At 73.7% G+C, this 9,003-nt stretch carries 8 protein-coding genes and 2 pseudogenes; 2 read left to right on the top strand and 8 right to left on the bottom strand.

Features of this window, described 5'->3' with window-relative positions:
* Both AB0J39_RS35660 and pknB read left to right on the top strand, forming a co-directional pair.
* Nucleotides 1-126: pseudogene (locus tag AB0J39_RS35660) on the top strand (thiazole synthase); the annotation flags it as partial.
* Nucleotides 127-333: 207 nt separating this feature from the next.
* Nucleotides 334-2,331 (top strand): Stk1 family PASTA domain-containing Ser/Thr kinase, encoded by a 1,998-nt coding sequence (gene pknB, locus AB0J39_RS35655; protein WP_363472935.1) that lies wholly within the window; start codon nucleotides 334-336, stop codon nucleotides 2,329-2,331.
* A gap of 79 nt (nucleotides 2,332-2,410) precedes the next feature.
* Here the strand turns inward: pknB and AB0J39_RS35650 are convergent, their stop codons facing one another.
* The 8 genes and pseudogenes from AB0J39_RS35650 to AB0J39_RS35615 form a co-directional block, all read right to left on the bottom strand.
* Nucleotides 2,411-2,746, bottom strand: a complete 336-nt coding sequence (locus tag AB0J39_RS35650; protein ID WP_363472933.1) for a helix-turn-helix transcriptional regulator — start codon at nucleotides 2,744-2,746, stop codon at nucleotides 2,411-2,413.
* Nucleotides 2,743-3,114: a type II toxin-antitoxin system RelE/ParE family toxin gene (locus tag AB0J39_RS35645; RefSeq protein WP_363472931.1), complete on the bottom strand. Its 372-nt coding sequence runs from the start codon at nucleotides 3,112-3,114 to the stop codon at nucleotides 2,743-2,745. Before AB0J39_RS35645 ends, AB0J39_RS35650 begins: the two co-directional genes overlap by 4 nt.
* A gap of 70 nt (nucleotides 3,115-3,184) precedes the next feature.
* Nucleotides 3,185-4,150 (bottom strand): allantoicase, encoded by a 966-nt coding sequence (gene alc, locus AB0J39_RS35640; protein ID WP_363472929.1) that lies wholly within the window; start codon nucleotides 4,148-4,150, stop codon nucleotides 3,185-3,187.
* Nucleotides 4,147-5,460 (bottom strand): allantoinase AllB, encoded by a 1,314-nt coding sequence (gene allB, locus AB0J39_RS35635; protein ID WP_363472927.1) that lies wholly within the window; start codon nucleotides 5,458-5,460, stop codon nucleotides 4,147-4,149. The genes alc and allB overlap by 4 nt, the downstream gene beginning before the upstream one ends.
* Before the next feature lie 10 nt (nucleotides 5,461-5,470).
* Nucleotides 5,471-6,640, bottom strand: coding sequence for a glycerate kinase (locus AB0J39_RS35630; protein WP_363472925.1), 1,170 nt, complete (start codon nucleotides 6,638-6,640; stop codon nucleotides 5,471-5,473).
* Between the two features lie 30 nt (nucleotides 6,641-6,670).
* Nucleotides 6,671-8,014 carry an 8-oxoguanine deaminase gene (locus tag AB0J39_RS35625; protein WP_363472923.1) on the bottom strand — a complete coding sequence of 448 codons (1,344 nt, stop codon included), beginning with the start codon at nucleotides 8,012-8,014 and terminating at the stop codon, nucleotides 6,671-6,673.
* A 93-nt stretch (nucleotides 8,015-8,107) separates the two neighbouring features.
* Nucleotides 8,108-8,584 carry a (2Fe-2S)-binding protein gene (locus tag AB0J39_RS35620; protein ID WP_363472922.1) on the bottom strand — a complete coding sequence of 159 codons (477 nt, stop codon included), beginning with the start codon at nucleotides 8,582-8,584 and terminating at the stop codon, nucleotides 8,108-8,110.
* Nucleotides 8,584-9,003: pseudogene (locus AB0J39_RS35615) on the bottom strand (xanthine dehydrogenase family protein subunit M); the annotation flags it as partial. The gene AB0J39_RS35620 and the pseudogene AB0J39_RS35615, both read right to left, overlap by 1 nt.

Below are 9,003 nucleotides of genomic sequence, written 5' to 3'. Positions count from 1 at the left end.
CACCGGCCGGACCTGATGGCGGCGGCCATGCGGCAGGCGGTCACGGCCGGGCGCCTGGCCCGGCTCGCGGGGCGCATCCCGCGCCGCCGCTACGCCGAGGCCTCCTCCCCCGGCCGCCCGTCCTGAGCCCGCCGCATCCACCACACAGAGGCGTCCTCCCCGCCTGTCCGGCGTGTTTTCGCCGGCGGGCGGACAGTCGCGGGAATCCATGTCTGGTAAGCCCGGCTTTCGGATTCGGCACGGCTTTTCGGACGGCGCGGAAGGCTGCCGAATCGGTCTCGGTTTGGGATTCGGGAACACGCCCGGCGGCAAATCACCCGTAAACTCTGGCGAGTGGACACGACGCTGACCGACCCGCTCGTGGGGCAGTTGCTCGACGGGCGCTACCGCGTCGAGTCCCGGATCGCCCGGGGTGGCATGGCCTCCGTATACCTGGCTCTGGACGTCCGGCTCGACCGCACGGTGGCCGTCAAGGTGATGCACCGCTCGCTGGCCGAGGACCCGCAGTTCGTGCGGCGGTTCATCGGTGAGGCCAAATCGGTGGCCAGCCTTTCTCACCCGAACATCGTGCAGGTCTTCGACCAGGGCACGGACGGGGCGAACGTCTACCTGTCGATGGAGTACGTCCCCGGCAGGACGCTGCGCGACGTGCTGCGCCGCCGCGGCCACCTCCCGGCGCGCGAGGCGCTGGAGATGGTCATCCCGGTGCTCGCCGCCCTCGGCGCGGCCCACCAGGCGGGGCTCATCCACCGGGACGTCAAGCCGGAGAACGTGCTGCTCGCCGACGACGGCCGGGTGAAGGTCGTGGACTTCGGCCTGGCCCGCGCGATCGAGGCGACCAACCAGACCAAGACCGGCATGATGATCGGCACGATCGGCTACATGTCGCCCGAGCAGGTCACGACCGGCACCGCCGACGCCCGCAGCGACGTGTACGCCGCCGGGATCATGCTGTTCGAGCTGCTCACGGGGCGGCAGCCGTACGCGGGCGAGACGCCGATGTCGATTGCCTACCGGCACGTGCACGAGACCGTCCCCGCACCGTCGTCGATCGTGCCCGACGTGCCGCCGGTGATCGACGCGCTCGTCGCGGCGGCAACCGACAAGGACCCCGCGGCGCGCCCGGCGGACGCGACCGCCATGCTCGTCGCGGCCGTCGAGATCCACCGCACGCTGCCGCGGACCGGGCACACCGGCGCGCACGCCGCGCCTCACGGAGCCCACGACACCGGCGCCCACAGCGGCGTGCGGACGGGTGCGCACCGGACCCTCCCGCCGCCCGGCGGGGCCTCGCCCTTCGGCACGTCGCAGCACGCGCACCCGGAGGCCGGGCCGGCGGCCGGGCAGACGATGATCCAGCCGCGCTCGGAACTGCTGACCGGCGCCGGCGACACGGGCCGGCGGCGCCGGACCAGGGTCAGGCCCGTGTGGTTCCTCGCCGCGCTGGCCCTCGTCATGGTCGCGGGCGTCGCCTTCACCGGGTGGTGGTTCTCCCAGGGGCGCTACACGATCGTGCCCGACCTGGTGAACCAGAACATCACGGTCGCCAGGCAGGAGGCGCAGAAGGCCGGCTTCGAGGTGCGGATCGGCAAGGCGAGGTTCGACGACAAGGTGCCGAAGGACATCGTCCTCGACACCGAGCCCGGCGCGGGCGCCGAGGTGGTCAAGGGCGCCGTCCTCACCCTGATCCCGTCGGCCGGCCCCGAGACCATCCCCGTGCCGAAGGTCGAGGGCCTCAGCCTGGCCGACGCCCGGGCGAAGATCGCCGAGGTCGGGCTGACCCCCGGCAGGGTCAGCAAGAGCGCGAGCGACACCATCCCCCGCGACCAGGTCATCCGTACCAACCCGCCGGTGGGCAAGCGCGTCAAGAAGCGTGGTGTGGTCAACTTCGTCGTCAGCGCGGGACTGCTGATGCCGGACGTCACGCAGATGATGCGCGACCAGGCGGAGAAGATCCTGCGCGACAAGGGCTTCAACGTCCAGATCGACGAGACCACCGACGACGCCCCGCCGGGCACGGTGATCGCCCAGGACCCGTCCGGCGGCGCCGAGGTGGTGGCCGGGGCGACCGTCCACCTGACGGCCTCGCGCGGCCCGGACCAGGGCTTCCGCTGGCCGTGGGAGACCGACCCCGCCGACCCCGGCCAGACTCCGCCCACCGTCGTCAACGTGCCCAATGTGATGTTCAAGTCCGTCCACGACGCGGTGAACGAGCTGAAGGCGGCCGGTTTCAAGGTCAACGTCCGCAAGGTGGTGGGCACCGACCGCGTGGTCGGTGAGAAGCCGCTCGGCCAGCAGCCGCCGGGCAGCACGATCACCATCTGGCACTGACGCCCCCGCCCGAAGGCCGGTCGCCTACGGCCACCACTCGTGGCCGTCGTCACGCCGCCCACGCGGAGCCGCGGAGACGTCAGGCGGCGTCGGGGTCGGCGCCCCTGAGGATGTAGAGGTCGTCGCCGAACACCGCGGAGATCTGAATCCTCCCACCCAGCGCTTGCACATAACGGGCTATGGCCTCGACCGTGGACACCTCACCACGCTCGATCTGGGAGACGCGGCTCTTGGTAACGCCCATCAGATCGGCGAGGTCGGCCTGGGACAGGCCCTGCGCCCTGCGGCGCTCGGCAAGCCGGTGGCCGTCGATGTACGCCTGGTTGCGCCGCCGCGCTTCGGCGACGGCCTCCTCCCCGCCGGACTCGGCGACGATGTCCGCCCGGATGTCGCGCCACTTGGGGAAACTTGTCATCGGTGGTTCTCCTCTGCCTCGCGCTCCCTCAGATACTCCTCGTACAACGCCTCGGCCTCGGGTATGGCACGGCGGTACCAGCCCGACCAGTCACCGGACTTGTCGCCACCTGTAAGAAGGATGGCCGAGCGCCAGGGATCGAACACGAACAGGATCCGAATCTCCGAACGGCCCGCGGAGCCTGGACGCAGTTCTTTGAGGTTGTGAATCTTCGATCCTTCAATCCTGTCGACCAGCGGGCGCCCCAGTCCGGGGCCGGTCTCGGCCAGTCTGTCGATGGCGTCGATGACCTGAGTCCGCGACCGGTCGTCCAGCTTGCGGATCCAGCCGAGCACGTCGTCGGTGACGCGGACCTCCCATTCCTCCATGCCGTGCGAGTGTAGAGAAAATGCTTTACCCCTCGAGCATGAATCGTCAAGTCCGCCAGGTGAGCAGGGCTCAGGGGGTGAGGGTGCCGAGGAGGCGGAGGCGGGCGAGGCCGCCGTCGGGGTAGATGTCGAGCCGGGCGTGGGTGACCCTGCGGTCGCCGTCGAGGCGGTAGCGGTGACGGGTGTCGGGCTGCAGGCGGGTCCTGGGCAGCAGCGGGAACCAGGCGTCCTCGTCCTCCAGCGGCGCCCGGTCCGCGTCCGCGCCCTTGAGCGAGGCCCAGCCGGGGGCGTTGAAGATCAGGTTGGTCGTGTCGATCTCGGCGACGGCCACCCGGCCCGGCCCGGCGAGAGCGACGACGAGCCAGTCGTTGCCGCCGTCGCGGCGGCGCGCGGTCTCCCAGCCCTCGGACTGGTTGCGGGCCAGGCCGGGCGCGAGGACGTTGTTCGGGGCGGAGTAGAACTCGTCGGAGCAGGCCGTGACCAGGCCGCCGTTCTCCAGCGCGGCGAGGTCGACGGTGAGGCCCTCCAGAAACGTGCGGTCGGGCACGACCCGCCCGTGGACCCGCAGCCGCGCGACGCCGCCGTCGGGGAAGATGTTCAGCCGCACGTGCGTGAAACGGCGGGGGTCGGTCACGGCGAACTCGTGGACCGCGTCACCCTTCAGCGGGCTCTTCGGCACGATCTCCACCCAGCCGTCCAGCTCGTCCGGCGAGGGGTGGCCCTCGGCCGCGCACGCCTCGACCGACGCGTACGGCGGGTAGTTGCCGCGGAACCACGCGGTGTCCACCACCACGCCCCGGACGACCCCCGGCAGGCCGAGCCGGACGATGGCCCAGTCGTGGCCGGGGGCACGCCGCCGCCGGGTCTCCCAGCCGTCGTAGACCTGACCCTTGGCGCCGAAGGTCTGCGGCCGGAACGCGGCCGGTCCCGGCCTGATCAGGGCCTCCCGTTCGGCGAACGACTCGTCGTTGGCGGCCACGACCGACCCGCCGTACGTACGCAGGGCGAGGTCGGGCAGGCGGGTGAAGCCGGTCATCGCGCTCCTCGGGTCAGCAGTCGTCCGCGCGGGACGGCGAAGTCGACGGGCACGCCGCGCAGCCAGGTGGTGCGCACCACGCCCGCGAGCCGCGCGCCGTGATAGGGGGAGACCGGGTTGCGGTGGTGGAGCGCCGCCACGTCGACGGTGAACTCCGCGCCGGGGTCGAAGGCGACCAGGTCGGCGTCGTTGCCCACGCGGATCGCCCCCTTGCGCGGCAGGCCGGCCAGGCGGGCCGGTCCCCCGGCCATCCAGCGCGCCACGTCGGTCAGGCCGTGGCCGCGGGCGCGGGCCGCCGTCCACACGGCGGGCAGGCCGACCTGGAGCGAGGAGATCCCGCCCCAGGCCGCGGCGAAGTCGGGCACCTTGAGATCGGGCGTCGACGGGGAGTGGTCGGAGACGATCCCCATGAGCACCCCCTCGGCGAGCGCCCGCCACAGCGCGTCGCGGTTGGCGGCCTCCCGGATCGGCGGGCAGCACTTGTAGGCGGGCCCGGTGACCTGCTCCGCCGCCAGGGTCAGGTAGTGGGGGCAGGTCTCGGCGGTGACGCGCACCCCCGCCGCCTGGGCCGCGCGCAGTGGTCCGACACAGGCGGCGGCCGACACGTGCACGATGTGCGCCCGCGCGCCCGTCTCCGCCGCGAGGGCGATCACCTGCTCGACGGCCCGGCGCTCGGCCTCCTGCGGGCGCGACCTGAGGAACTCGTCGTACGCCGGGCCGCGGGGGTCGGACAGCAGGCCGGGGTCCTCGGCGTGCGCGATCAGCAGGCCGTCGTAGGCCGCCACCTCCGCCAGCGCGGCCCGCAGCCCCTCGCGGTCGAGCGCCGGGAACTCGTCCACCCCGGACGGCGACAGGAAGCACTTGACGCCCGCCACGCCGGCCTCGTGCAGGGGTCGCAGGGCGGCGAGGTTGCCGGGGATCGCACCACCCCAGAAGGCGACGTCCACGTGGCACCGCCCCCCGGCGGCCTTCCGCTTGACCTCCAGCGCCGCCACGTCCACGGTCGGGGGCAGCGAGTTGAGCGGCATGTCCACGATGGTCGTCACGCCCCCGGCCGCCGCCGCTTTGGTGGCGGTCGCGAAGCCCTCCCAGTGCGTCCGGCCGGGCTCGTTGACGTGCACGTGGGAGTCGACCAGCCCGGGCAGCAGCGGCAGCTCGCCGAGGTCGGCGGACTCCTGCGCCGCCGGCGGCTCGTCGTGGGGACACAGGGCGGCGATCACGCCGCCGCGTACGGCGACCGCGAGCGGACGCTCCCCCTCCGGGGTCACGGTCCGCCGGGACCTCACCACCAGGTCGTACGGTTCCCCCACGCGCCACTCCTCATGTCGTGAGATGCCGGGCGGCTACCCGCGCCGCGAGCTTCTCCAGCAGCGGCCCGGCCTCGGCCATGCAGCGGCTCGCGTCGGGCTCGATGTCGGTCAGCGCGTACGCCGCCTCGATGCCGGCCGCCCGCAACTCCTCCTCGCCCACCGACCGCCGGCCGCAGACCGCGACGACCGGTACGCCGTGCTTGGCCGCGGCCGCCGCGACGCCCACCGGTGCCTTGCCGCGCAGCGTCTGCTCGTCGACCGAACCCTCTCCGGTGACGACCAGCCGGGCGCCCTCGACGTGCCGGTCGAACTCCACGAGGTCGAGCAGGTAGCCGATGCCCGGCCGGATCTCGGCGTCCAGGAACGTCAGCGCGCCGAAGCCCACCCCGCCCGCGGCGCCGGCCCCGGGCCGCCCGGCCACGCCCATCGCGCGGACCACGCCGTCGTGCTCGGCGGCGCCCGCGAGGCCGTGGGTGTGCGCGGCCACGGCCGCCAGCCGGGCCAGCCCGGCCTCCAGCACGGCCACGTCCCGCGGGCTCGCGCCCTTCTGCGGGCCGTAGACCGCCGCCGCGCCGTACGGCCCGAGCAGCGGGTTGTCCACGTCGCTCGCCACGATCACCTCGACCCCGCGCAGGCGACCGGAGGCGTCGATCGTGTGCAGGTCGCGCAGCGCGGCGCCGCCCGGCGGCAGGTCGTTGCCGGCCGCGTCGAGCAGCCGCACGCCGAGCGCCTGCGCCATCCCCGCGCCGCCGTCGGTGCAGGCGCTGCCGCCGAGGCCGAGCACGACGCGGGTCGCGCCGTGCCGTACGGCGTGGGCGACGAGCTCACCGGTGCCGCGGCTGGTGGCGGTCAGCGGCGCCGGATCCGCCGGTAGCCTGCGCAGGCCCGACGCCTCGGCCAGTTCGATCACGGCGACCCGTGCGCCGGGCTCGTCGCGTACGGCGTAGCTCGCGGTGACCTGGTTGCCGAGGGGCCCGGTCACCTCCGTCTCCACCCGGGTGAAGCCGCTCGCCACGACCGCGTCGACGGTGCCGTCGCCCCCGTCGGCCACCGGGAGCTCGACGACGGGCACGTCACCCGATCCCGGAGCACGCAGACCGGCGGCCACGTGCGCGGCCACCTCGGGCGCGGTGAGCGACCCGCGAAACTTGTCCACCGCGATGACGACGTGCCCTGTCATGCCCTGCTCCCTCGGTCCGTCCGGGATGTCTCAGACATGATCTCCCGTGGTCAGGCGGCGATGGGCACCGGCCCCGGCCCGCGCGGCCTCCTCATTGGAGACCGTGCGCAGTTCGCCGCGCTCCACGACGGTCCGGCCGCCCACCAGCAGCCGTTCCAGCGGTGGCGTGGCGCCGTACGCGAACGCCACGACGGGATCGTCGATCGCGGCGTGGAAGCCGCCGAGCCGCCAGAGGGCGACGTCGGCGAGCTTGCCGGGCTCCAGCGACCCGATCTCGGCCTCCCGGCCGAGGCAGCGGGCGCCGCCGAGTGTGGCCATCTCCAGAGCCTGGCGGGCGGTCAGCGCGCGCGGGCCGTACCGGGCCCGCTGCGTGAGGACGGCCATGCGGATCTCCCCGGCGAGCGGGGTCATCTCACTGGAGGCCGCGCCGTCGACGCCCAGCCCGACCGGCGCGCCCGCCGCCAGCAGATCGGTGACCCGGGCGATGCCCGCGCCGAGACGGCCGTTCGACGACGGGCAGTGGGCCGTGCCCGTGCCGGTCTCGGCGAAGCGCCGCACGTCCTTGTCGGTCAGGTGCACGCAGTGCGCCAGCCACACGTCGGGGCCCAGCCAGCCGAGGTCGTCGAGGTACTCGACGGGCAGCACGCCGAACTGCTCCCTGCAGTGCTCGTCCTCGTCGGCCGTCTCCGCCACGTGCGTGTGCAGCCGTACGCCGTGGGAGCGGGCGAGGTCGGCCGAGCGGGTCATGAGCTCGCCGCTGACCGAGAACGGCGAGCAGGGGGCGACCGCGACGCGCAGCATCGACCCGAATGACGGATCATGATATTTCCGGATCGCGTCGTCGGTGGCCCGGAGGATCTCGTCGAGGTCCTCCACGACCTCGTCCGGCGGCAGGCCGCCGCGCGAGGCGCCCCGGTCCATCGACCCCCGGCAGGGGTGGAAGCGCAGCCCGACCCGGCGCGCGGCCTCGATCTCCGCCTCGAACAGGTCTCCCCTGCCCTTGGGGAAGACGTAGTGGTGGTCGGTGGAGGTCGTGCAGCCCGACAGGGCCAGCCAGGCCAGCCCCGCAGTCGCGGCCCCCGCCACCACCTCGGCGTCCATGCGAGCCCACAGCCGGTAGCTCGCCACCAGCCACTCGAACAGCGTCCCGTCCGGCGTCACCCCCTGGGACGCCCACTGATAGAGGTGGTGGTGGGTGTTGACCAGGCCGGGGGTGGCCAGGCAGCCGGCGCCGTCGACGCGTTCGGCCCCCTCGGGGACGGCCGCCGCCGGGCCGGGGCCGACCGCCGTGATCAGGCCGTCCTCCACGACGACGTGACCGGACGGGATCTCCTCTCCCACGACCGGGACGACGTAGGCGTTCTCGATGACCATTCGCCGTGGTGCGCGATCACGCAATGAAGACTCCCAGGTCAGGTGGTACGGCCATGATTCCCGCATGATCGGTGAGTGCGGCAGGCTCCACGATCACGGCGTGGGGTGGCGGCGGGCGGCGGCGAGGCGGACGGCGTCGAGAATTTTCTCGTATCCGGTGCAGCGGCACAGGTTGCCGGCCAGGGCCTCCCGGATGTCGGCGTCCGGCGGCACCCCGTCCGCGCCCGCGAGCAGCGCGTGGGCCTGGACGACGAGACCGGGGGTGCAGAACCCGCACTGCACGGCTCCCGCGTCCACGAACGCGCGCTGCACCTCGTGCAGCCCGCCGCCGGCGGTCAGGCCCTCGACCGTCACCACCTCGCGGCCCTCCGCCTGACCGGCGGCGACCAGGCAGGCGCAGACCGGCGTACGGTCGAGATAGACGGTGCAGGAGCCGCATTCGCCCTGTTCGCAGGCGTTCTTGGCACCCGGCAGGCCGAGCCGCTCACGCAGGACGTACAGCAGGCTCTCGCCCTCCCACACGCCGTCGGCCGTCATCGGGCGGCCGTTCACGGTCACGTTCACCCTCATCACGCGCTCCCCCTGAAGTCGTCCCAGGCCCAGCCCAGCGCGCGGCGCGCCATCACGGCCAGCGCGTGCGTGCGGTAGGCGGCGCGGCCCCGCACGTCGTCGATCGGCGCGGCGGCGGCGGCCACGAGGTCGCCGAACCGGCGGGCCACGCCGGGGTCGAGCGGCCCGCGGCCGTCCCAGTCCAGCGCGCCGGACGCGAAGTCCTCGGCGTCCGGGGCGCGGCGCGGGGTCGGCGCGGCCGAACCGATGCCGGTGCCCACCCGCCGCTCCCCCGCGTCCAGGGCGGTCGCGAACGAGCAGACCGCGATCACCATGGCGTTCCTGGTGCCGATCTTGGAGAAGTACTGCGGGCCGGTGGCGGCCGGGGCGCGCACGGCGCGGATCAGCTCGTCGGGCGCGAGCGCGTTGCGCTTCACGCC

This window comes from Microbispora sp. NPDC049633 (assembly GCF_040675265.1).
GTDB classification, from domain to species: domain Bacteria; phylum Actinomycetota; class Actinomycetes; order Streptosporangiales; family Streptosporangiaceae; genus Microbispora; species Microbispora maris.
This window is presented reverse-complemented; position numbering and strand designations above follow the sequence as displayed.